The 23962-nt window shown below is 47.7% G+C and carries 19 protein-coding genes and 2 pseudogenes; 12 read left to right on the forward strand and 9 right to left on the reverse strand.

Annotated elements, in window-relative coordinates; all coding sequences use genetic code 11:
• The first annotated feature begins 20 nt into the window (after window positions 1–20).
• From SOHN41_RS04090 to SOHN41_RS19955, 10 genes and pseudogenes are all read left to right on the forward strand, one after another.
• Complete coding sequence (locus tag SOHN41_RS04090) at window positions 21–2366, forward strand: glycoside hydrolase family 2 TIM barrel-domain containing protein (RefSeq protein ID WP_007645935.1); 2346 nt, start codon at window positions 21–23, stop codon at window positions 2364–2366.
• A 26-nt stretch (window positions 2367–2392) separates the two neighbouring features.
• Window positions 2393–3436: a UDP-glucose--hexose-1-phosphate uridylyltransferase gene (locus tag SOHN41_RS04095; protein WP_192825500.1), complete on the forward strand. Its 1044-nt coding sequence runs from the start codon at window positions 2393–2395 to the stop codon at window positions 3434–3436.
• Window positions 3437–3438: 2 nt separating this feature from the next.
• Entirely contained in the window at window positions 3439–4668 is a 1230-nt protein-coding gene (gene galK / locus SOHN41_RS04100) for a galactokinase (RefSeq protein WP_007645937.1), read from the forward strand.
• Between the two features lie 40 nt (window positions 4669–4708).
• Window positions 4709–6271 (forward strand): sodium/sugar symporter, encoded by a 1563-nt coding sequence (locus tag SOHN41_RS04105; protein ID WP_007645938.1) that lies wholly within the window; start codon window positions 4709–4711, stop codon window positions 6269–6271.
• 4 nt (window positions 6272–6275) lie between these two features.
• Window positions 6276–7304: a UDP-glucose 4-epimerase GalE gene (galE, locus tag SOHN41_RS04110; RefSeq protein ID WP_007645939.1), complete on the forward strand. Its 1029-nt coding sequence runs from the start codon at window positions 6276–6278 to the stop codon at window positions 7302–7304.
• A gap of 12 nt (window positions 7305–7316) precedes the next feature.
• Window positions 7317–9935 carry a hypothetical protein gene (locus SOHN41_RS04115; RefSeq protein WP_007645940.1) on the forward strand — a complete coding sequence of 873 codons (2619 nt, stop codon included), beginning with the start codon at window positions 7317–7319 and terminating at the stop codon, window positions 9933–9935.
• Window positions 9936–10051: 116 nt separating this feature from the next.
• Window positions 10052–11341 carry an MFS transporter gene (locus tag SOHN41_RS04120; RefSeq protein ID WP_007645941.1) on the forward strand — a complete coding sequence of 430 codons (1290 nt, stop codon included), beginning with the start codon at window positions 10052–10054 and terminating at the stop codon, window positions 11339–11341.
• Window positions 11342–11367: 26 nt separating this feature from the next.
• On the forward strand, window positions 11368–12387 hold the full coding sequence (locus SOHN41_RS04125; RefSeq protein ID WP_037458018.1) for a LacI family DNA-binding transcriptional regulator: 1020 nt from the start codon (window positions 11368–11370) through the stop codon (window positions 12385–12387).
• 269 nt (window positions 12388–12656) lie between these two features.
• Window positions 12657–12880: pseudogene (locus SOHN41_RS20560) on the forward strand (TonB-dependent siderophore receptor); the annotation flags it as partial.
• A 9-nt stretch (window positions 12881–12889) separates the two neighbouring features.
• Window positions 12890–13974: pseudogene (locus tag SOHN41_RS19955) on the forward strand (DUF1624 domain-containing protein).
• Here SOHN41_RS19955 and dpsA read toward each other — a convergent pair.
• Window positions 13923–14390, reverse strand: a complete 468-nt coding sequence (dpsA, locus tag SOHN41_RS04135; protein ID WP_007645946.1) for a DNA starvation/stationary phase protection protein DpsA — start codon at window positions 14388–14390, stop codon at window positions 13923–13925. The pseudogene SOHN41_RS19955 and the gene dpsA overlap by 52 nt on opposite strands.
• Before the next feature lie 222 nt (window positions 14391–14612).
• Between dpsA and SOHN41_RS04140 the strand changes: the two genes are divergently transcribed.
• Together SOHN41_RS04140 and rimI are read left to right on the forward strand one after the other, a co-directional pair.
• Entirely contained in the window at window positions 14613–14963 is a 351-nt protein-coding gene (locus SOHN41_RS04140; protein ID WP_007645948.1) for a DNA polymerase III subunit psi, read from the forward strand.
• A 58-nt stretch (window positions 14964–15021) separates the two neighbouring features.
• Window positions 15022–15480, forward strand: a complete 459-nt coding sequence (gene rimI, locus SOHN41_RS04145; RefSeq protein WP_086017342.1) for a ribosomal protein S18-alanine N-acetyltransferase — start codon at window positions 15022–15024, stop codon at window positions 15478–15480.
• Window positions 15481–15591: 111 nt separating this feature from the next.
• Here the strand turns inward: rimI and lipA are convergent, their stop codons facing one another.
• The 8 genes from lipA to mrdA all read right to left on the reverse strand — a co-directional run bounded on the left by lipA (window position 15592) and on the right by mrdA (window position 23905).
• On the reverse strand, window positions 15592–16557 hold the full coding sequence (lipA, locus tag SOHN41_RS04150) for a lipoyl synthase (RefSeq protein ID WP_007645952.1): 966 nt from the start codon (window positions 16555–16557) through the stop codon (window positions 15592–15594).
• Window positions 16554–17207 carry a lipoyl(octanoyl) transferase LipB gene (gene lipB, locus SOHN41_RS04155; protein ID WP_007645954.1) on the reverse strand — a complete coding sequence of 218 codons (654 nt, stop codon included), beginning with the start codon at window positions 17205–17207 and terminating at the stop codon, window positions 16554–16556. Before lipB ends, lipA begins: the two co-directional genes overlap by 4 nt.
• Before the next feature lie 84 nt (window positions 17208–17291).
• On the reverse strand, window positions 17292–17558 hold the full coding sequence (gene ybeD / locus SOHN41_RS04160; protein ID WP_007645956.1) for a DUF493 family protein YbeD: 267 nt from the start codon (window positions 17556–17558) through the stop codon (window positions 17292–17294).
• A gap of 164 nt (window positions 17559–17722) precedes the next feature.
• Window positions 17723–18898: a serine hydrolase gene (locus tag SOHN41_RS04165; RefSeq protein ID WP_037458020.1), complete on the reverse strand. Its 1176-nt coding sequence runs from the start codon at window positions 18896–18898 to the stop codon at window positions 17723–17725.
• Between the two features lie 148 nt (window positions 18899–19046).
• Window positions 19047–19883 (reverse strand): septal ring lytic transglycosylase RlpA family protein, encoded by an 837-nt coding sequence (locus SOHN41_RS04170; RefSeq protein WP_007645960.1) that lies wholly within the window; start codon window positions 19881–19883, stop codon window positions 19047–19049.
• Window positions 19867–20931, reverse strand: a complete 1065-nt coding sequence (mltB, locus tag SOHN41_RS04175) for a lytic murein transglycosylase B (protein WP_007645961.1) — start codon at window positions 20929–20931, stop codon at window positions 19867–19869. The genes SOHN41_RS04170 and mltB overlap by 17 nt, the downstream gene beginning before the upstream one ends.
• A gap of 17 nt (window positions 20932–20948) precedes the next feature.
• Complete coding sequence (gene rodA / locus SOHN41_RS04180) at window positions 20949–22052, reverse strand: rod shape-determining protein RodA (protein ID WP_007645962.1); 1104 nt, start codon at window positions 22050–22052, stop codon at window positions 20949–20951.
• Window positions 22049–23905, reverse strand: coding sequence for a penicillin-binding protein 2 (mrdA, locus tag SOHN41_RS04185; protein WP_037458023.1), 1857 nt, complete (start codon window positions 23903–23905; stop codon window positions 22049–22051). The genes rodA and mrdA overlap by 4 nt, the downstream gene beginning before the upstream one ends.
• Between the last annotated feature and the right edge of the window lie 57 nt (window positions 23906–23962).

Raw genomic sequence — 23962 nt, forward strand, 5'->3', positions numbered from 1 at the left:
CGTCAATAAGGTACCTTGGTATGTATTTCAAGTTGTTGTTTGCAATAGCATTGCTGTGTATCTCCAGCGTGCAAGTGCAGGCTTCGCCACAGGCGCAGACTGCCATCAAACTGTCGTTCAACGAAGATTGGCAATTCCAAAAGTCACCCGCCCACGCTACCGCGTTTCAACCTGAGGCTAAAGCATGGGAAAAAGTGAGCTTACCCCATACACCAAAGCTTGAACCCCTATTGGTCAATGACCAATGGCAGGGTATTGCCCTGTATCAAAAGCAATTTAATGCCCCTAAATCTTGGCAAGGACAGCGTCTTTATCTGCGTTTCGAAGGCGCAATGAACCACACTAAAGTCTGGTTAAACGGTAAAGCTGTGGGTGAACATTTAGGTGGATACCTTCCTTTTAGCATCGATATTTCAGCAGCGGTTAATTACGGTGCGGACAACCAGTTACGGGTGGCGTTAGACAATAACGACAATCCAATTACCGGTCCTAAACCACTACATTTACTCGACTTTAATACCTATGGTGGTCTGTACCGCGACGTTAATTTATTCATTAAAGCACCGTTGCACATCAGCGATGAGATGCTGACGAATTTACCGAACCGTGGTGGTTTAGTGATTTCGAGCAAGATAGACAATAAGGCTAAGGCGAGTGTCGCCGTTCAGGCCGATATCCGTAATCAAGGCAGTAAAACGGCTCAGTTCACCTTAAAACAGATGCTTGAGTTCGATGGTAAAGCGATTGCAACAACAGCGCAAAGCTACACTTTGGCAGCTAATAGTCAGCAAGTTTTCAGCCAGAACTTAACGGTAAAACAACCAAAGTTATGGCATCCAACCCATCCGAATCTTTATCAATTACAGACGGAACTCTGGCAAGGCAACACCTTGCTCGAGCGAAGCAGTAATAAGGTCGGTATCCGTGAATTTGCCTTCAATGCCAAGCATGAATTGTTGATTAACGGGGAGCCCTATTTCCTGCGCGGTATAAATCGTCATCAAGATTATCCCCATGTCGGTTATGCCACCTCAAAACAAGCCGATTACCGTGATGCCATCAAGATCAAAGAAGCCGGATTTGATTATGTCCGCTTATCTCACTATCCCCATTCGCCCGCCTTTATGGACGCCGCCGATGAAGTTGGGCTAGTGCTGATTGATGCCGTACTAGGTTGGCAGTATTTCTCACCTGAGCCTGAGTTTGCTGAGCATGTGTATCAGTCTTGCAGAGATCTACTGCGCCGCGATCGTAACCACGCCAGCGTGTTAGCGTGGGAATGCTCGCTTAATGAAACCCCAATGCCAGAGGCCTTTATCGACAACCTGAAAGCCATCATTCAGGCGGAATTACCCGGTGCAATGTCTGCAGGTTGGCAAACGCAATACGATATCTATCTGCAAGCTCGTCAACATAGAATGCAGCATTATCAAACACCGACTCAGCCATACAATGTGTCTGAATACGGCGATTGGGAATACTACGCCCAAAATGCAGGCCTAAACCAACAGGCGTGGGCCGATCTAAAGGATGATGAACGCACCAGTCGGCAGTTACTCGGTGCTGGTGAGAAACGTTTACTACAACAGGCAATGAACCTACAGGAAGCCCATAACGATAATTTGCACACGCCCGCGTTTGCTGATGGCTATTGGGTGATGTTTGACTATAACCGTGGCTATGCGAATGACTTAGAGTCCTCGGGCATTATGAGCATCTATCGTCAACCTAAGTTCAGCTATTACCTGTTCCAAAGTCAGCGCGATCCCGCGTTAACGTCAACCCAATACAATGTCGGACCTATGGTGTATATCGCCTCAGATTGGCAAGCGGACTCTTCACCAAATGTGCGGGTGTTTAGTAACGCGGATGCCGTCGAGTTATGGCTAAACGGCAAATTAATTGCCCGTCAAATGCCCGATAACGGCGCCAATACCGACAAGTTGCCCCATCCACCTTTTACTTTCCATCTGCCCAGTTTTGAGGCGGGAGAGCTAAGTGCTAAAGCCTTTATTGGCAATCAGTTAGTTGCGACCCACAGAGTTCGTACTCCCCAAGCGATTCATGCGCTTGAGATTTCACTCGATACCGCTGGTGTGCCGATTAATTCCGCTGGCAGTGATGTGCTATTTGTGAATGTCAGACTGGTTGATGCCAATGGCACCACAGTGCCAGTGAATGACAAGGTGGTGAGCTTTGAAGTCAATGGCGCGATTCAAGTGCTCAATCCGGATGCGATAGTGACAGAAAAGGGCGTCGCCAGCGCGTTGGTGAGAGTGCATAACGGTGCAAAAGGCGTGCACTTAAAAGCCTCTTTTGCGGCAGAAAACACAGCTGCGCCGTTAACTGCTGAGCTGAAATTCTAATTTCCATGAATGAGTTGAGTAATATCATGAACACTGAATTTGATCCGACTGAACATCCTCATCGCCGCTTTAATCCGCTGCTAGGGGAATGGGTTTTAGTGTCGCCCCACAGGGCAAAACGTCCTTGGCAAGGCCAAGTGGAAGCGGTCGATGACGCACCAAAACCGAGTCATGATCCACACTGTTTTCTATGTGCAGGTAATACGCGTATCAATGGTGAGGTGAATCCGAACTACGCAGATACGTTTGTATTTACCAATGATTTTGCGGCATTAAAAGCCGACACACCTAAAGCGCAGCAGGATTCTCCGCTGTTTCGTATGCGTACTGAACAAGGTGAGAGTCGTGTCATTTGCTTCTCGCCTGACCATGGGAAAACCTTGCCTGAGCTATCTGTCGATTCAATCATCAAGGTGATTAGCACATGGCAGCGTCAGTGTGCCGATTTATCCCAGCGTTATATTTGGGTGCAAGTGTTTGAGAATAAAGGCGCCGTCATGGGTTGCTCTAATCCACATCCCCATGGCCAAATTTGGGCACAAACCCAATTACCCACGTTGGTTGCGCGCAAGCAACAGAGCCAGAGCGAGTACTTCAAACAACAGGGTAAAGCCCTGCTTGCCGATTATGTTGAGCAAGAGGTCGCTAGCGGTGAGCGTTTGGTGGTGAGCAATGAAGATTGGGCGGTTGTGGTGCCTTATTGGGCCGCTTGGCCATTCGAGACCCTATTATTACCGCGTTTTGCGATTCAACGTATGACGGAATTGACCGCCAGCCAGCAGGCGAGTTTGGCCGATATTCTCAGCCAAATCACTATACGCTATGACAATTTATTCCAGTGTTCATTCCCTTATTCCATGGGGTGGCACGGCGCGCCCTTTGATGGCGAACCACACGATGAATGGCAATTACATGCCAGTTTCTTCCCACCCCTGCTGCGCAGCGCTTCAGTACGTAAGTTTATGGTGGGCTACGAAATGCTCGCCGAAACACAGCGCGATCTCACCCCTGAGCAGGCCGCCGAGCGCCTACGTCAGTTGTCACCCGTTCACTATAAAATGAAGCCCTAAACATGAATCAAGATACGTTGAACCTTACTCAACATAGCGCTAACGATATTAATACCCATGCTATGAGCCAAGCCGTGACTCAGTCAGATATTCTCGTTCAGCTTGAGCAGGCGTTTGTACAACACTTTGGCTATGCGCCCCAGCAAGTTTGCCATGCGCCAGGTCGAGTCAATTTGATAGGTGACCATACTGATTACAACGGCGGTTTTGTACTACCCGCTGCGATCAATTTTGGCACTTGGGTGGCGGGTCATACTCGAAACGACCGCATTATCAATGTGGTGGCGTTGGATTGTGCTGGCGAGCGCGTCAGCTTTTCCCTCGATGACATCACCTTCGATGAGGTTTCGCCGTGGAGCAACTATGTCCGCGGCAGTTTGATCGCTCTGGCGAAAGCATTACCAGACTTTGGCGGCGCCGATTTAGTGGTGAAGGGTAATGTGCCTCGCGGTGCGGGATTAAGCTCATCGGCCTCATTTGAAGTGGTGATCTTAAAGACCATGGCAGCACTTTACGGCTTGCCCTTGTCCGGCGTGCAAGCGGCGCTGATGGGTCAACAAGCAGAGAATGAGTTTGTGGGGTGTAACTGCGGCATTATGGACCAAATGATTTCTGCCATGGGTAAACAGCACAACGCTATGTTACTTGATTGTCGCAGCCTCGAAATCCAATACGCCCGCATGCCTGAAGATCTCGCCATCATCATAGTTAACTCCAATGTGAAGCGCGGTTTAGTCGATAGCGAATACAACACGCGCCGTGGTCAGTGTGAACAAGCGGCGGCCTTTTTAGGAAAAGCCTCACTGCGTGATGTGACTTTGGCTGAGCTTAATGCCGCTAAAGCCGAACTCGAACCTGTGCTTTATCGCCGTGCCCACCATGTGATCAGTGAAAGTATCCGTACCTGCGACATGTTAGCCGCACTGAATCGCCACGACATGGCAGAGATCAGTACGCTGATGGCGCAGTCCCATCGTTCACTCAAAAATGACTTCGAAGTCACCACCTCACAGTTAGACAATCTAGTGTCCTTGTTGGCCGACAAGCTCGGCGAACATGGCGGTGCTCGCATGACTGGCGGTGGTTTCGGTGGTTGTGTGGTCGCGCTGACTGAGCGTAGCCATGTGGATGAGGTGCTGGCCACATTAGCCGAGGACTATCACGCGGCGACAGGGCTTAAGGCTGATATCTATTTATGCCATGCGGTCGATGGGGCCTTCGTCGCCGTTTAGCGTATCAACATAAGATAAAACAATAATAAGAGTACAGAATATGAAGCTCGCCACACTCGATATAGCCATCATAGCCATTTACGCCATTGGTCTGTTGTTGGTCGCGTTATGGATTTCACGCTCGGAGAAAAATCACGAACGTAATACGGAAGATTACTTCCTCGCCAGTAAAGCCTTACCTTGGTGGGCGATTGGTGCCTCGCTAATTGCTTCAAACATCTCGGCCGAGCAGATTATCGGCATGTCAGGTTCAGGTTATGCCATAGGTTTGGCCATAGCCTCCTATGAATGGATGGCGGCGATTACCTTACTATTGGTCGGCAAGTATATGTTGCCTATCTTTTTGAAAAACAAGATTTTCACTATGCCGCAGTACTTAGAGCAGTGCTTCGATAGCCGAGTGAAGACAGTGCTGGCACTATTCTGGCTCGCCGTGTATGTGTTTGTAAACTTAACCGCTGTGCTATGGCTCGGTGGTTTGGCGATTCAAACGGTCACGGGAATCGATTGGTTTACGGGCATGATGATGCTGGCCATCTTTTCAACGGCATACTCGCTTTATGGTGGCTTAAAAGCCGTTGCCTACACAGATATCATCCAAGTGGTGTTATTGGTGTTTGGCGGATTGATCTTAAGTTATTTGGCTTTGGATGCGGTGTCCGATGGTGCGGGTGTGATAGCCGGTTTTAGTGTGCTGACCGAGAAGTTACCTGAACATTTCGACATGATCTTAAGCAGTGATAATCCAGCTTACATGAGCTTACCCGGCATTTCTGTGCTGGTGGGCGGCATGTGGATCATGAACTTAAGCTATTGGGGCTTTAACCAATATATTATTCAACGCGCATTGGCGGCGAAAGATATCCGTGAAGCCCAAAAAGGCATGGCGTTTGCGGCTTACTTAAAACTACTGGTACCGGTTATTGTGGTGTTGCCTGGTATCGCCGCGGTTGTGTTATATCCTCATCTTTCAGCACCGGATCAAGCTTATCCGTCGATGATAGAGCTGATGCCCATTGGGATTAAAGGTCTTGTATTTGCGGCGCTTGTGGCGGCAATTGTTTCGTCATTAGCCTCGATGACCAACAGTATTTCAACCATTTTCACTATGGATATCTATCGTCACCTCAAACCGGCTAAATCACAAACTCACTATGTGTTTGTGGGCCGCGCGGCTACCTTAGTTAGCCTAGTGATTGCGATGATCATGGCTGAGCCGCTACTGGGTAAATTTGACCAAGCCTTCCAATATATTCAGGAATTTACTGGCGTATTTACGCCGGGTATTGTGGTGATTTTCTTACTGGGCATGTTCTGGCGTAAAGCGTCACCCGCGGGCGCCATTGCGGCGGCACTGGGATCTGCCGTGGGTTCATTTGTGCTTAAGTTTACTTGGCCGACATTGCCCTTTATGGATCGCATGAGCGTGGTGTTCCTTTTGTGTTTAGGACTCGGTGTGTTGGTGTCTTTACTGCGCCCAAGAACCCAACCAAGCAAGACGGTGGATTTAAGCCAAGTGTCTTTTGCGACCACGCCATCCTTTAATCTGCATACTGCGATTATCGCGATTATCTTAATCGCACTGTACACAACTTGGTGGTAACACAATGAAAGTATTAGTGACAGGTGGCGCAGGCTACATAGGTTCGCATACCGTGTTAGCATTATTACAACAGGACCACCAAGTGGTGGTGTTTGATAACTTGTGTAATGCCAGTGAAGTACCTTTAGCACGAATCGAAGCGATGACGGGTAAACACATCGAGTTTTTCCGTGGTGATATTCGTGATGTCGCGGCATTAGATGCCGTGTTCGGGGCGCATCAATTTGAGGCTGTGATCCATTTCGCCGCGCTCAAAGCGGTTGGCGAATCGACACAAAAACCGCTGGCCTATTATCAAACCAATGTACACGGCAGTGTGTGTTTGCTTGAGGCGATGCAGCGCCATCAAGTCACTGATTTTATTTTTAGTTCATCGGCGACAGTCTATGGTGAGCAGGCAAGCGTACCTTATCTTGAGTCAATGCCATTAGGGTCTCCTTCGAGCCCTTATGGCGCGACTAAGGTGATGGTCGAGCGCATTATGGCCGATTATGCGGCCGCTAACCCTGAGTTTCGTGGCGTATCCCTACGTTATTTCAATCCTATCGGTGCCCACGAAAGCGGTAACTTAGGCGAAGATCCCAAGGGGATCCCGAATAATTTATTACCTTATTTAGCCCAAGTCGCAGTGGGGCGCCGCGCCCATTTAAGCGTCTTTGGTGGTGATTATCCAACGCAAGATGGCACCTGTTTACGGGATTATCTGCATGTAATGGATTTGGCCGAAGGCCATACGGCGGCGCTTAATTGGTTGGCAGACCATCCTCAGCAACGTGGTGTTGAAGCCTTTAATTTAGGCACGGGTCAAGGCGTGTCCGTGCTGGAAATTATCGCAGCCTTTGAGCAGGCGAGCGGCGTGCCCGTTCGCTATGAGATCTCGCCACGTCGAGCGGGCGATCTCGCCGCATTTTGGGCCAATGTAGATAAAGCCAGCACTGTGCTAGGTTGGCGAGCCAAACGCAATCTCGCCCAGATGATGCAGGATACTTGGCGTTGGCAAAGTCAAAATCCTTCGGGCTACAGTCAAGAATAAAAGGAATTGAGCATGAAAATACTCACAAAATTAGCAGCTGTGCTTGCGTTATCACCTTTGTTACCGTTATTGAGCGCGAGTGTTTTTGCGGCTGATGCGAAGGTTAAAGACGGAGTGTTATACCTAGATGATGGTAGCGAAGTCCGTCATTTTGGGGTGAACTACTCAGCGCCATTTGCTTTTACTTACCGTGCAATGGTTCAAAGCGGCGTCGATATGCACGCCGCTATCGATATGGATGTGGCACATCTTAAGCGCCTTGGAGTGACAGGTTATCGCGTGCATGTGTTCGACCGAGAAGTGTCCGATGCCAAGGGCAACTTGCTCGATAATGTTCATTTAGAACTGTTGGATTACTTACTGAATAAGCTTGCCGCTAATGATATCCGCGCCATTATTACTCCAATTGCGTGGTGGGGTAATGGTTATCCAGCGCCGGATACTGAGACTCAGGGATTTGCTAATGGCTTTACAAAAACCGAGATGAATACCGATCCTAAGGCTATTGCGGCAACGCACACTTATCTTAAACAATTCTTTGCCCATAGGAATCGTTATAGCGGTGTGACTTATGGTCAGGATGCCAACATTATTGCCTTTGAGTTGTTTAACGAGCCGAGTCACCATGGTGATGTTAATCAGAGTCAAAGTTATATTAATGGCTTAATTAAGGTGAGCCATGAGAGTGGCGTAACTAAACCGCTGTTTTATAACATTAGCGAGCAGGGTGATAATCAAGCCTTTGCAAAAGCGGTATGCGATTCTAATATCGATGGTATTGCCTATCAGTGGTATCCGACTGGGCTGGTAAAAATGAGCCGTATCAACAGCAATACTCTGCCGAATGTTGCCCATTACACCAATCCCTTCGCCGATATTGCTGCCTGTAAGACGAAGGCGAAAATGATTTATGAGTTTGATGCTGCAGATGTCACGGGCAGTGTCATGTATCCGGCTATGGCGCGCAGTTTCCGCGAGGCGGGATTCCAATGGGCGACCCAGTTTGCCTACGATTCAGCTGTGATTGCTACCAGTAATGCTGAGTACAACACCCATTTTCTCAATCTGCTGTATACCCCATCCAAAGCCATCAGTTTTTTGATTGCAGGTGAGGTATTCAGGCAAGTTCCCCGCGGTTTTGAGGGCGGTAGTTATCCGACAACCTATCCTAAAAATAATCACTTTGCTGACGTGACTTTAGATTATTTGCATGATGTCAGTGTGCTAAATCAGCCTGAACGTTTTTATTACAGCAACAGCACTGACGTTAAACCACAAGCACCTAAAAAGCTTGAGCATATTGCTGGTGTTGGCAGTTCTGCGATCGTTGATTATGACGGCAATGGTAGCTACTTTTTAGATAAGCTCAGCGATGGTTTATGGCAATTAGAAGTGTATCCCGATGCCTTAGCCTTAACCGATCCACACCAGAACTCGAGCTTAAAGCGTGAAGCTGTGCGTTTGTACCAAGCCTCGCGGCATTTTAATCTGGCTTTACCGGATTTAGGCCAACAGTATTGGCTACAAGGTATCAATCAAGGCAAGGTTCAAAATAAGACGGTTTCGCTGCAAGCCAGTCAAGGCTCTGTGCAATTGATGCCGGGCAAGTATTTACTCGCTAAAAATAAATCCTTACTTGCTTCAACTCAGTCCAAGATTGATGACCATTATTATCTGCCGCCTATGCCACATCAAACCTTAGCCTTAGTGCACCAAAATCTGCAGGCGCTGAATCAAGGCGATGCGCTCACCTTTAGCGCCAGCGTGATGGATGCCAAAGCCATAGATAAAGTTGAGCTTTATGTTCGCTATCTTGGTGATAGTGAGTTTAAGGTTTATCCGATGGAGGCCCATGGCAGTGTCTATCGTCACACCCTCACCGATCTCAAAAACTGGCAGCGAACAGGGGGGATTGAGTATGCCTTTGTGGTGACTCAAGCCTCAGGTCAAACAAGCTTTCCCGGTAATGCCGAGGGAAATCCGAATGAATGGGATTTTGTGAAGGGTGGCGGTGCAGCTTTTTATCAATTTGAGTGGCGTGCGAAAGGCACTCCGGTGAGCTTGTTTAATGCTTCGTTCGATAGGGACAATTTAATCTACCCACAAAATGCCCGTAGTGAATGGCGTTTCCAAAGTGGTGTGCGCGATCAAGGGCTTGGATTGCAGCTTTATATCCCAAGTCTAGTGACATCAGCGACAGGTTCAGAGGCGGACAATATGCTTGTGCGTATTTCACCCGCCAAGGATAATGCACTGTCACAACGCAACCTTAAGGGATACGATGCAGTGCAACTACGTATCTATGCCGACCAAGCTAATGAGCATGTGTCTGTCGCACTGTTAAATGAGCATGGGCTCGCCTATGGTGCGGTTGTGACATTGCAGGCTGGATGGCAATCCATTACCATGCCAGTAGCCGATTTATCACCCATGCCGACTGTATTAACAAAGGCTTACCCTATGTTTATGCCGATGAATTATCCTCATTCTGAACCCTATACGTTCGACGCTGAGACGCTGAGCAAATTACAGGGCGTGCAGTTGGGGTTTGTAGCAAAGGATTATGAAATCAAGGCGACGGATAAAGGCCATAATCTCGTCTTATCTGAAATAAATTTAATTAAGAGGTAAGGGCTATATCGATAAGCCACGCGAATAATGCTCACAGGGATCCGCCAGAAGATAACTCTACGAGTGATGCCGTAAGCCATAGCCTAGATTTAGCGCCTAAAAAGCACCTGCAATGGGTGCTGGGTGCCGGTTTTTTCGCGGCATTTATCGCCCAGCAAGGGTTAGTCGCGTTAGCCTTACCCTATTATCAAATGCTGCGCGGCTTAGATCCCTTACTCTTAGGCGCTTTGCTGAGTTTACCTATCGTCTGCGGGGCCACGCTTTCGGGGCGAATTATGTCGCTGTTGCAGCGAGACTTATGGACCGAGCGACGGATAATATTAATCTGTGGTTGGGTAACCGCCTTGTTATTTGGCTTCTTGTGGATGGTCCCTGCAGACTGGCCTATGGCTTGGCAGTGGACTGTGTTAGTGACCTTATGTTTGTGCTACAGCCTCTCAATGACAGTGCTGATCCTTACCTTAAAGCTATTAGCCTTTCGTTTGGCTTTGATGAGCGGCGATGGGCAAGGGGTGTTTAGTCACATTACCTTGTTCGAGAAGATTGCCGCCGTTTTATACTTTTGGTTATTCCCATTAACCCAGTTGGCCATATTTACCGATGCAACGAGTGGTGTACGAATAATAGGTTGGCTGGTGGGTTTAGGCTTAATCGGCAGTTTATGTACTTTAGTCGTTTGGCAATTCGCCCCCGAGCGGGTGCGATTAGGCGATAGCCGGATGAAAATTGCAACAGAGATGGCACCAACCTTGAGAGCGCATACTCGAAGGCAGGTCAACCGATTACTGTGGATCTCGGCATTGCAATTTGGCGCCGTGGGGATTTGCATCAGTTTTGATTATTACCTGCTGGTGTATTTTGTGGCTGCAGGTGACGTAACCGAAGGCTCAACGCTTAAGGGCGCATTATCGAGTGGCTATGCGATAGCTGGAGCCTTGTATTTACCCTTACTCGCCCGTGGTGTTAAGCACTGGGGCGTGGTGGAGACACTACAAAAAGTACTCATATTTACGGTTTTAGGCAGTTTGCTTAAATGGTATGTGTATACGCCGTATGGTTATTGGGCATTGTGGATAGATGCTGTGATTGGCGCCGCTATTTGGACGGCGATGACCAGCATTGTACCCAACATGCTCACCGAACTGGGGCGTGACACAGGGCAAGATATCAGTCCTTATTTAGTCAGTCGCCACCATACCGTTATCAGCATAAGTTTAGTGCTGGCAATGTTAGGGTCTGGTGAGTTACTTAATTTAGTTGGTTTTGATGCCAGTTTAGCGGGTAATCAAACGGATAGTACTTTGTTTGCTATGCGTTTATTATTGTCTTTTGGCAGTTTTGTTTTTACCCTTGGTGCCCTAATGATCTTGTCTCGATACAAGGCCGATAGGTTAATTCATTCATAGTACAATTTCCGGTTAAAGGGGATAAATTGGCTACCATAAAAGATGTCGCGAGAGTGGCGGGTGTCTCAATTGCAACTGTATCACGGGTTGTTAACGGTCAGGGCAAGGTTGGCGCCCAGTGCCGCACACGGGTGCAGAAGGTGATAGAACAACTTAACTATCGCCCAAACTCGAACGCCAAAGCGCTTGTTAAACGCAGTACTAATACGATTGGTATCGTCACGCCGAATTTATCTATGTCATTTTTCAGCAGCTTAGCCTGCGGCGCGGAACGTGCTGCCCGTGAACGTGGTTATGGTTTGATTATGCGTAACTCGCTTTATGAGACTCAGTCTGAAATCGATGCGATTGAATCCCTGCGCGATCAAAACTGTGACGCTATTATTCTCCACAGCGAGTATTCTGATGAGTCGACATTAATCGGCCTCACTGAGCAAATCCCCGGCCTAGTGATCATCAACCGCTTTATCCCTAAAATTGCCGATCGCTGTGTTTGGCTAGACAACGTGACCAGTGCCCAAGAGGCAACCAACTACTTACTCGACCGCGGCCATAAAGATTTCGCTGTGATCACTAGTATTTACCAAAACCGCGATCCTGCTTCACGTATATTAGGGGTGCGCCAAGCTCTGCTGTTGCGAGATATGAAGCTACCCCTAGATGCTATTGAAGAGTCCACCGCAAATATGGAAGGTGGCGAAGCCGCTGTGCAAGCCTTACTCGCAAGGGGCACAAAGTTTACGGCCATCTTAGCTTATAACGACTTAATGGCGATTGGTGCGATTCATGCGTTATTTGCGGCGGGAATTCGGGTGCCTGAGGATGTCTCTGTAATTGGTTTTGATGATTTAGCCATTGCCCGTGCTTGCCGTCCTAGATTGACGACTATGCATTACCCGATAGAGGAAATGGCCAATTACGCTACGGATTTAGCCATTAAGTTAGCCTCAAATACCACGGCGGAATCACGCAATACTCACTTGTTTTTATCCAACTTAGTCGAGCGAGACTCGGTAGCTGAGTTAGCTAAAACGGGCGTTATATAGTTTTATAAGCCTTTTCTATGTGAGAGTCAGGCTAGGGTGGCCTGACTTTATGATGTTCTTTATCTATCCTCCTTTAAAACGGTCATATACCTCTTGTAACATTACAGTGCTACGCTCGGGTAACTTTGGAGAGCCTAATGATGGCGCTACAGTGGTCAATGCCAGCGGACATCAGCTGACCCATGATTATTAATTAAGTGATTATTGGTCATTAACCGCTGGCTACAACTATCGTGATTCTAGTTTAAAGGATTATTCCTCTGATGCCGAGTTGGCGTTATGTGGATTCTCGTCTGGGTGATTCTGCCGATCCAAGTTTTCAATTACCGTCGTATCAGCTGCTAGGGGTGTTTATGAATACTCACCTGAGCGCAACGTCATCCTTGGCGTCAATCTGGACAACTTATTGGATGAGCACTATATCGCCAGCAGTTATTCGGCGCTTTGGGCGGTACCCGATGAGCCACGTCGCATTAGAGTGAGTGTCAGCTATAGTTCTAACATCAGTTCGAATTCTGCGTTGTCAGCCCATTTTTCTGCTCAAGCATCGGTCCGAACGCCGTATCAACAGTATCGATATGATGCGCGGTCTGGTGATGCTCATTATGCTGCTCGACCATGTGCAGGAACGGTTTTACCTGCATATGCAGGTGAGCGATCCTATGGATTTGAGTGTTACCTCATGGGGACTTTTTCTAAGCCGTTTTGCCGCCCATTTTTGTGCGCCAGTGTTTGTGTTTCTAAAGGGCGTTTCTGCTTGGCTTTATGCTAATCGCAGTCATGGACAGCCGCGTTCAGCACGGGTGTTTTTGATTAAACGTGGTTTGTTTTTAATCGCGCTCGAAATCGTAGTGATTAACATCTCTTGGATGGGGGGTGATATTACTCGGCTATGTGGCTGGACCCATTTTCAGTCAGAAACCGAATAGCAACCCGCTTGAAGCCTCGCTGCGCCAGCAAACACGGTTGAAGTTAGGGCTAAGTTGTTGGGGCATTTTTGCATTGCTACGCAGGTTTAACATCTATGGTGAAACCTTGCCTTGGCAGGTGGGAGTGCATTTTGGTGAAACCTTAATGTCGGTATTCAACTTAACCAAATATCCGCCATCATTAAGCTTTTTACTGGTGACCTTAGGCGGCATGTTCTTTTGCTTAGTGGTGTTTGAGTGATACTTTTCATCAGTAGGTAGTGGTAGTGAGATATTAGCGCGAGTCGGCCATGGGTTGTCTGTGTTTGGCTCAGTCCCTATGTTCTTCTATATTTTACATTTGTACGTGTTGCTACTGCTTTATAGCTTAGCGAAATTCACCTTTGGCACTTATCACTGAGCATTCTTAGTGAGCCGTATGGGGTTGGTTAATCGGGAGTGTTAGTAGTTGCGCTGTATTGTTCGGTTAAGCGAGCATAAAGGGCATAGCACTCAGGTTTGGATTAAGTACCTCGAAATCTTAGTTATGCGCTTTAAAGAAAAAGTCACCAAGCGTAACCGTTTGGCGACTTTCGTTTTGGCTAACACAATCATCCGTTTCGTGAACTATTCCGTTAATAAGCTTCGTAGCATCCAGGCGTTTTTTTCATGGAGTTGAATGCGTTGGGTGAGCAGATCCGCAGTCGCCTCATCATTGGCTTGACCTACCAGCGGATACAGCGCACGCGCATTACGAATAATGACTTCTTGATCGCTCAACAATTCACGGATCATAGTTTCAGCTTTAGTGATCCCTTTATCTTCTTTGATCTCAGTGAGTGCAGCGTAGGCTGAATAGGAGCCCAAGGCCCTAGAACCTAAGGCGCGAACACGCTCTGCAATGAGGTCAACGGCGAGGGCCAGTTCGGTATATTGTTGCTCAAACAACAAATGTAAACTGGTGAACATTGGGCCAGTGACATTCCAGTGAAAGCTGTGGGTCTTCAGATAAAGGCTGTAACTGTCGGCCAATAACTGGTTTAACCCAGCAGCGATATCTTCTCTATGAGCTTGATTGATGCCGATATTAATCATGGTATTTTCCTTCTATTATTGCCCAACTTGATGGGAGTAGATTAGCAGAGCTTAACTCAATATAAAGCGATTAAATTAGATTTATTTAATCGTGTTTTACGATTTGATGTCTGGGGCTAACGCGCGGCTAAACATGACTAGATCCCCTTTGAAGTAACAATAATTAGGCATAGCTGGTATGCTTATACCACTGCGTCGATAACAGAGAATGAAAGCTAACCTGTGAATAAATCAGCCTATTTAGAAGCCATGGCGATTACCTCTTGGCAAGTTCGCGATACTCAGGTCAAACCCTACCAAGTGATTTGGGATAGGGATGGTGAGCTGCCCCAAGCCGATCCCCTCATCGATACCGTGCTTAGGTTAATTGATGTGGCACGGGAGGAATGCGATTTCGATTGTGAGCCCCGTAAGGGGAAGCAAATTGTCTGGGATTTACGCCGCCATAAAGTGAGACCGCGCACCGCTTGGTTAGTGTCTGAGCCGCTTGCCGCTTTACTCTGTGACAGTGAAGCTAAACGCGCCCTGTGGGCGCAGATTTGGCAGTGGCGTGAGCAGCAGTCCCAAACATAAAACGACATTTAAAAACTGGATCTGGAAACCCCGTGTGAATACTCAATACCCTAAAAGTATGACAGAGCAATTACAGTTAGTTTGCCTTGAGGCCAATGATCTTCGCCAAATGGTCAGCATTGAAGGTAAGGCGCACTCTCACCCTATGAGTGAGGGCAATCTTGCCGATTGCTTCGGCCGCTTGTATCGGGTACTCGGATTAAAGACTGAGACTAATACTCTGCTTGGATTTGCGATTATCCAGCAGATTATCGATGAAGTGACCTTGATTGATATCTGTATCGACCCTGCGGAGCAGGGCCATGGCTATGGGCGTTTATTATTAAAAGAGGTGGTTGACGCCGCAAAATCCTCTGGCGCAGTGGTGATCATGCTCGAAGTGCGAGAATCAAATGTCGCGGCGCGCCATTTATATCAACAGATGGGGTTTACGGAATCCGGTCGCCGTAGGGGGTACTATTCTTTGGGTGAAGGTAAAGAAGATGCACTCTTGATGGATTTAAACTTAGAGACTTGATGTTGATGGATGTAAACCTAGTGACTTGATGCTTTACCTATTCCCAAGCGATAGTCATAAAAAAACAGCGCTAAGGCGCTGTTTTTTTTTATTTTAAAGCCCAATAATAACTTATTTAACTTCTTTGCCTTGGGCCTGTAAATCTGCATGGTAGCTTGAGCGTACTAATGGGCCACATGCTGCATGGGTAAAGCCTAACTCATCGGCAAGCGCTTTTAGCTCGGCAAATTCAGCGGGTGGCACATAACGCTCAACCGGTAAGTGAAACTTAGACGGCTGTAGGTATTGGCCTAAGGTCAGCATTTCAACGTTGTGGGCACGTAAGTCACGTAGAACTTGCGCTATCTCTTCGTTGGTTTCACCCAGTCCCATCATCAAACCCGACTTAGTCGGTACGTTAGGATGACGTTCTTTAAAGCGTTTAAGCAAATCGAGGGACCACTGATAGTTTGCACCTGGGCGGGCCTTGCGATAGTGCATTGGTGCGGTTTCGAGGTTGTGGTTGAACACATCAGGCGGCTCTGTCGCGAGTATGTCAAGGGCGGCATCGATACGGCCACGGAAATCCGGCACTAGGATTTCAATCTTAATCTCAGGGTTTAGCTTACGGATCTCACGGATACAATCGGCAAAATGCTGGGCACCACCATCGCGTAAATCGTCACGATCTACCGAAGTAATAACCACATATTTGAGCTTCATATCGCGGATAGTTTGCGCCAATTTAACGGGCTCTTCGGCGTCGGGTTTAAGTGGACGGCCATGAGCCACATCGCAAAATGGGCAACGGCGAGTACAAATTGCACCCAAAATCATAAAGGTTGCCGTACCGTGGTTAAAGCATTCGGCGAGGTTAGGACAGGAAGCTTCTTCACACACAGAATGCAGACCATTAGAGCGCAGCGCCTGTTTAATCTCTAAAATGCGTTGATTCGATGCGGGCAGCTTGACCCTTAACCAATCGGGTTTGCGCAGCATAGTATCGCGCTCGGAGGGCACTATCTTGACCGGAATGCGTGACACCTTATCGGCATCTCTTAATTTTACTCCGGGTTGTAAACGTTCAGGCCTATTCATGACGCTGCTAATCCTTGATGATGAACTAGATGTTGGTAGCCCAATAGTTGGCTAAAGGTAATAGTGAGTTGCTCGCCTGCTTCCACCACGGTTTGTGGGCCGTCAAGCTCCTTACATTGCACCATTTCAAGACCGGCATAACCACAGGGGTTAATGCGGCGGAAAGGGGCGAGATCCATATCGACATTAAGCGCTAAGCCGTGGAATGAACAACCTTTTCGAATACGTAATCCTAGGGAGGCGATTTTACGTTCATTGACATATACGCCCGGTGCATCGGCCTTAGCATATGCTTGGATATCGTATTTAGCGAGCATATCAATAATGCTTTGCTCTATATGAGTCACAAGCTGGCGCACACCGAGTTTACTACGTTTGATATCAAGAAGAGGATAAACCACAAGTTGCCCTGGGCCGTGGTAGGTGACTTGCCCACCACGATCCACTTGGATGACGGGGATGTCACCAGCATTCAAGATATGTTCGCTCTTGCCTGCTTGGCCTTGGGTAAACACGGGTGGGTGTTCTACGATCCACAGTTCATCTGGGCTATCGCTATTACGCGTGTCGGTGTACTGCTGCATCGCATGCCAAACTGACTCGTAATCTTGCTGGCCTAGATGCCGAATATGCAAAGTCATTTCTTGCAAGGGCAACCTCTCCCCTTAAAATTGAGTGGCGGCATTATAACCATAAATGTCGGACAGATCACATTTCATGATCTCGAGGAATTCTTATAGTACGCGGCGTACACCTTCGACGGCGGCAAGTTCTGTGTACAGAATTTCGATATGGTCTTTACTGGTCACAGTGACGCGAATCGTGATCGAGTAGTAGCTCCCTTTACTAGAAGTCTTTGTGGTGGGGGAATAGTCACCCGGTGCGTGTTTTTGAACGACGGCCACCACTCTATCGGTTAGGGCTTCATGGGCATCCCCGACGACTTTAAAGGGGAATGCACAGGGGAAATCCATCAGTTCATCAAATTTAGTGTTCAACATAATCAGTGCTCGTAACAATCTCAATGGGATCTATATGGTGGCAATTATACCCGATATCAAGGGATATACCCAAACCGCCTAAAGAGGCGACTCTCGTATCTTGAGCTGTATCCTCAAAACAACAAGGCCACCTGTTGGTGGCCTTGTTGTTTCTGTTTAATTAGTTAGCTAAACCAACCAGAAAACAGTTGTTTAAAGTAGTCAACTAATTTGCTGAACCAACTTCCTTCGTTAACTTCTTGCAATGTCACCAGTGGGAACTGGGCAATATCTTTACCATCGAGTTGGAAGAACAAACGACCTACAGTTTCACCTTTCTTGAGTGGCGCATCGAGTGGCTTAGTCAGTTCAAAGTTAGCTTTTAGGTCCTTAGCACGGCCACGGCTGATGGTAATGGGGGTATCGGTTGCAACACCCAGATCGACTGTGCTCTTGTCTCCGTACCAAATTTGCTGAGTTACGAAGCTATCGCCCGCCTTGTAGGGCGTGACAGTTTCAAAGAAACGGAAACCATAGGTCAGCAGCTTTTTACTTTCGGCCTTACGGGCGGATTCGCTTTGCGTACCGAGCACCACAGAGATCAAACGCATGCCATCTTTGGTGGCCGAGGCGACTAAGTTGTAACCCGCGCCAGAAGTATGGCCAGTTTTGATACCGTCGACATTCATGCTGTTATCCCACAATAAACCGTTGCGGTTATATTGTTTGATGCCATTGAAAGTATAGAATTTTTCGCTGTAGACTCGGTATTCTTCTGGTACGTCACGAATTAACGCGGCGCCTAATAACGCCATATCGTAGGCAGTAGATTTGTGGTTTTCAGAATCTAAACCGTGGGAGTTTTCGAAGTAGCTGTCACGCATGCCCAATTGTTTAGACCATGAGTTCATCATGTCCACAAAGGCATCTTCGGTTCCGGCAATATGTTCGGCCATGGCCACACAGGCATCGTTACCGGATTGAATGATAATGCCGCGGTTTAAGTCGGAAACCTTAACGGTTTTGCCCACTTCGATAAACATCTTTGAAGAGTCAGAGAAGTTCTTAGACCAAGCGTTTTTACTGATGGTGACATCATCATCGGGGGAAACATTACCGGCTTTAATTTCTTGACCAATGACATAACTGGTCATCATTTTAGTCAAGCTCGCGGGATTTAAGCTTTCATAGGCATTGCTTTCGGCAATAATCTGGCCTGAATTATAATCCATCAAGACGTAAGCCTTGGCGGCAACTGTCGGTGCATCAGGGGTAACAATCGGCTGCGCAGCATAAACAGGGAGAGAGGCACTAGAGATTAGCAGCAATGTTTTAATGGGACTTTTGACAAAATTCATCATTAACTTGGCACGTCTTTTTGGTTGTATGGAATGGAAAGGGCTAAATAGCTTCGAAAGTATACCACCCTTCGACAGGGGATTTCAGTGAAGGTTCCTTCATCCGCGGCATTTTTCAGCTAAATCGATATCTTAGCGTTATGAGTCTTCATTACTCTAACACCATATAGCCCTCAGGATAGCCATCTTGTTTGACTTTGTTAAGCAATCTATCGGCAAGTTCAGGTTGGCCTATGGGACCGAGTTGTAGTCTAAACATATTGTTTGCCGCTTGTACACGGGTCTGAACTTGATATTTCTGCTCAAGTTCCTTTGCCATTTTCTTCAGCCTGAGCTGATCTTTTGATGCCACTAACTGGATGTAATGGTTGCCCGAATCCTGGGCATTAGCCACAGCGCTATTGGTGGCGGCAAGGCTGCCGATATAGATCACATCGAGCTTAATGCGTGCCGTCCCGGTACCTAACATACCCAGTTTATAGGCGGCGGCGTAGGATACATCGAGAATGCGATCCGAGTGGAATGGTCCGCGATCGTTAATCCGGATAATTACCTGCTTGTTATTATCTAAGTTGGTGATTTTGGCATAACTAGGTAAGGGTAAGGTTTTGTGTGCCCCTGACATGGAATACATATCATAGGGCTCACCGTTGGAAGTCTCATAACCGTGAAACTTTTCTCCATACCATGAGGCGCGGCCCGTTTCGGTAAACCCTTGGCCAGTATTCATCACACTGTAAGACTCACCATAAACCGTATAGGGTTTATTGCCGCGACGACTGTAGGGCTCATATTTAGGGCTCGCGTTTGGCACATTTTCCACATTGGGTGGATTGAGTGGCATCTTGTCGTTTTTAAGCGAATACCGACCCTTGTTTGGATCCATATTCTTTTTGCTGGCGGCAGTGTTATTGTTACTCGAACAGGCAGCTAGTGTGCAACTGAGTACAATAATAGCGAGCAGTAAAAAATTATTTTTTAGAGGCATGCTGTTCTTTTAGTTGTTGGCTAAATTGATAAACGGCCATTGAATACAAAGGGCTACGATTATAACGCGTGATCACATAAAAATTATTCAGCCCTAGCCAATAATCCTTACTCCCCGCTTGTTCAAGCTCAATGAGCATCGCCTTTTGCGATACATCTAAGTCCCTAGCATCGGCCAGAGATAAGCTCGGCGATAAAATGTCGGCAACCTGATAATTCAGTTTTTCACCCGCCCACACTTTGGCTTTGGGGGCTGTTTGGCTGTCATTGACTAATGGCAGGGCGACAGGGGCATTCACCTGCCAGCCATGCTCATGAAAATAATTGGCGACACTGCCAATGGCATCTTCTGGGCTCTTTAATAGATCACGATTGCCGCTGCCATCAAAATCGACCGCGTAGTGGCGATAGCTTGAGGGAATAAACTGTCCATAACCCATAGCGCCAGCATAGGAGCCCTTGAGGTCGTCAATGTTTAAGTGTTCTTCTTTTACTAACGTCATCAACTCGCCAAATTCCTTGCGGAAAAAGGTGGCCCTCGGCTCGTAATAAAAACCTAAGGTATAGAGCGCATCTATCACAGGATAATTGCCTGTGTACTGGCCGTAGAAGGTTTCAATCCCAATAATGGCGACGATAATTTGTGGTTCGACTTGGTATTTGGCCGCCGCCTTGGCGATGGTTGCCTCGTGTTTGTTCCAGAAGGCGAGTCCGGCTTCGAGACGTTTCTCGGTTAAGAAAATCGGGTAATACACATGCCAAGGCTTGGCTTCCCAAGGGCGAGATATAGCATCGATAACGGCTTGGTTGTAGTTGGCTTTGGCAAGGAAGCTTTCGACTTCTGCTTGGGTAAAGCCTTGTGCTAACTGAGTTTTGATAAACTCAGTTTTTAATGCTTCTGGTAATACGGGGGTTGGAGTCTGTGCTACCTCTGCTGCGCTGGCGGGGGGCGTAGCCTTAACGGGCTCGTTTGCCGTAGAGCAGGCAAAGAGGTATGAACTGAGGCAAAGCACTGCCAATGGAGCCAAATAAGCTCGAAGAATAGGCATTAAGAAGTCCCTAAAAATTATCTATCTACAAAACGTCTATGGGTATGAATGCTCATTAGAATGCCAAACCCTGTCATCAATGTCAGCATTGAGGTGCCACCATAGCTCACAAGGGGCAAAGGTACACCCACTACGGGCAGGATACCTGAAACCATGCCTATATTCACAAAAACATACACGAAGAAAGTTAATGTGATACTCCCGGCCAATAACCGAGCAAAGCTGGTTTGTGCTCGTGAGGCAATGACTAAGCCGCGACCAATGATATAGAGATACATGATGAGCAGTAAAATACTGCCGATCAAGCCAAACTCTTCTCCGATCACCGCGAAGATAAAATCCGTATGACGCTCGGGGATAAACTCAAGCTGCGACTGAGTGCCATCGAGCCAGCCTTTACCCCAAAGTCCCCCAGAGCCGATGGCAATTTTTGACTGAATAATATGGTAACCCGCACCGAGGGGATCTTGCTCAGGGTCGAGTAAGGTTAATACCCGCGTTCTTTGGTAATCGTGCATCAAGAAGTACCAAAGGATAGGTAAAAATGCTAATACCGCGGCAACAAATCCGCCGACAATAGCCCAGCTCATACCCGATAAAAACAATACGAATATTCCCGATGCGGCCACCAGAATCGAAGTGCCAAGATCGGGTTGCTTTGCAATGAGCAAGGTTGGTACCAGAAGAATAACGGCCGCACCCGCCAGATAGCGTTTCTTAGGCGGTAGCGGGAACTTACTGATATACCAGGCCATAGTGATCGGGAAGGCGAGCTTAATTAGCTCCGATGGCTGAAACTCCATAAAGCCTAAGTTCAACCAGCGTTGCGCACCTTTATTGATTTCACCAAAAAAATGCACCCCAAGTAACAGGACTATACCCGCAAGATAAATCGGCAGCGCCCAACGTTTCAACGCCTCTGGATTGATTTGCGCCATAGTAAACATGATCCCAAGGGACAACATCATACGAAACAGCTGCCGCTCCATCATGCCAAGATCTTCACCGCTGGCGGAATAGATCACGAAGAGACCAAAGCCCATCACCGCGAACAGGCCGAGTAAGAGCGGTAGATCTATGTGCAGGCGTTGCCAGATATTTTGACGTTGATGGGCACTCATGGCGTTGGTTTCCAAGTGTCTCTAAGCATATATTCATCGAGCATAGCGCGGGCGACAGGACCTGCGTTAGCACCACCCCAGCCAGCGTTTTCCATCACAACGGCGAGGACAATCTTGGGTTCTTCGAAGGGGGCGTAGGCCACCACTAGGGCATTGTCACGGAAATGCTCGGCAATTTTATTGGCATCGTACTTAGTATTCTCTGCCACGCCAATGACCTGAGCCGTACCTGTTTTCATCGCGGCGGTGTAAGTGGCGTCGGTGAAGCGGGATTTGTGCGCGGTTTGGCGCATGGCTTCGTTGATAATATTCCAATTGCGCGAATTTTTAAGCTCAATAGGTGGTAACTCGTTAATTGGCGAGTCAATTTTAGCCGTATTGTCCTTGATTGATTTAAGCAGATGCGGCGGAAAACGGTGTCCCTTATTCGCTAAAATTGCGGTGGCATTCGCCAATTGCAATGGGGTCGCCGTCCAGTAACCCTGACCGATACCCACAGAAATCGTATCGCCAATATACCAAGCCTGATTGTACTTTAAGCGTTTCCAGTCTTTAGAGGGCATATTGCCCGCCGATTCCTCAAAAATATCTATGCCCGTGTTTTGCCCAAAGCCAAACTGCTCCATAAAACGGGCGATAGGGTCAACACCGATTTTATAAGCTAACTCATAGAAATAGGTATCACAGGATTCGACAATCGCGCTGTAGACGTTGACCCAACCGTGTCCCCAACGCTTCCAGTCGCGGTACTTTCGCTCCACCCCTGGGATCTGCCAAAAGCCAGGATCCCAAACACGGGTATGCTCGGTCACGGCTTTTTCATCGAGGCCGAGTAGGGCCATGATAGGTTTAACCGTCGATGCGGGGGCGTATTGGCCTTGGGTGGCTCTGTTGATCAAGGGACGTGATTTATCATTGAGTAAATCGCTGTAATCTTTGCTATTAATCCCTTGAACGAATTGGTTTGGATCATAACTTGGACTCGACACTAAGGCTAAAATGCCGCCATCCCTTGGGTCTATGGCTACGATTGAACCTTTGTGGCCCTGGAGTAACTCCACAGCCTTTTGTTGTAATTGGAGATCGAGGGTTAGATAAATATCCTGTCCGGGTTCGGGCGGGACTATGCGTAAGGTACGGATAGTTCGACCGCGGTTGTTCACTTCCTCTTCGAGGTGACCAGGCGTGCCATGCAGTAAGGATTCATAAAATTTTTCAATGCCTTGCTTACCAATATCTTTAGTCGCGGCATAGTTTTTCCATTGATCGCTGCGCTCTAGTTGGGCGCGATCTCGAGTATTAATTTTTCCGACATAGCCGAGGACGTGAGTGAGCTGGCTCTCGTAGGGATAATTACGCTTTAACCCCGCCTCGACGGTAATCCCCGGAAAGCGATGTTGGTTCACGCTGAAAATAGCGACCTGCTCCTCGGTCAGCTGATTCTTCAGGGTAAGCGGCTTAAAGCGGCGATGAAATTTGAGTGCTTCGGTGAAGGTTTCACGTTCATCATCACTGATCTCTATTAACTGACCGAGTTCGTCCAAGGTTTCGGACATATTGGTGATTTTTTCGGGGATCAGTTCGAGGGAGTAAAAAGGTTGGTTTTCGGCTAAAAGTACCCCGTTCCGGTCGTAAATGAGACCACGACTGGGGGCGATTGGAACGACACGAATGCGGTTCTCATTAGAGCGAGTTGCGTAATCTTTATAGGATTCAACCTGTAGGTGGTAAAGGTTGGTGACTAACACGCTCAATAGGACGATAACACACAGAAAAGTGAATAGCGCACGGCGCTTAAAAAGTGACGCCTCGGCGGCGTGATCATGCATTGTTATCCGCTTTTTTGGCGACACTTATGCTCTCTCCGGCTGATCCCATGACGGGTGGTTGACACTCGTTAACATCAAGAT

The organism is Shewanella sp. HN-41, from assembly GCF_000217915.1.
In the GTDB taxonomy this organism is placed as follows: domain Bacteria; phylum Pseudomonadota; class Gammaproteobacteria; order Enterobacterales; family Shewanellaceae; genus Shewanella.